The organism is Arthrobacter sp. Cr_A7, assembly GCF_029222765.1.
Taxonomy (GTDB): Bacteria; Actinomycetota; Actinomycetes; order Actinomycetales; family Micrococcaceae; genus Arthrobacter.
On the sequence record NZ_JARHXQ010000316.1, the window covers coordinates 1 to 777 of the forward strand.

The 777-nt window shown below is 65.0% G+C and carries 1 protein-coding gene; it reads left to right on the top strand.

Translation table 11 applies throughout. The features are described 5' to 3' along the window. On the top strand, positions 1-743 hold a 743-nt coding region (locus tag P2Q66_RS19235; RefSeq protein WP_275730711.1), incomplete at its 5' end, for a CPBP family intramembrane glutamic endopeptidase. Positions 744-777 lie beyond the last annotated feature (34 nt).

Genomic DNA, 777 nt, shown 5'->3' on the forward strand with positions numbered 1-777 from the left:
TACCGCCCGCACCGCAGCCACAGCTGTACCGCTTTTCGCCCCTGGATTTCGCCACGCTGGCGATGTACGTGGCGATCGCCGGGTTCTTCACCGTGGCCGGGAACCTCCTGGCACCCTTCCTGCGGCAGGTGGCCCCGAGTCCGGCGGCTGCGTCCTACGCCGTGAACCTGCTTTTCTACGGCTCGGTAGGCATCCTGGCGCTGCTCGCCGCGCGCCGAGTCATGGCCCGCGACCTGAAGGTCCTCGCCACCCGGCCGTGGTTCACGGTGATGATGGTGCCCGCAGCGGTGGTGGCCATGCTGATCCTGACGGCCATCGTGGTGGCGATTGGCGGCGAGGTGCAGACGTCGGAAAACCAGGCCGGACTGCAGCAACTGATGCAGCAGGTCCCCGCCTGGCTGATGGTGCCGGTGGTGGTGGTGGTTGGCCCATTCGTGGAGGAGTACATCTTCCGGCACCTGCTGATCGGCAAGCTCAGCCGGCGCATCAACATCTGGGTGTGCAGTGCCCTGTCCGTCGTCCTGTTCGCAAGCATCCACATCGCGGGACAGGAAGCCATCACGCTCACCGCCCTGCTGCCGTACCTCGCCATGGGGGCCACCCTGGTGTTCGTCTACGTCTGGACCGGCAGGAACCTGATGTTCTCCTACTTCGTCCACGCGGCCAAGAACCTGCTGGCCGTCGTCTTCATCTATGCCATCCCGCCGGAACTCTTCGAGCAGATCCAGCAAGTGCCTGCCTAAGCACCCAACGCGGGGTCAGGTATCGCCCAAAAAC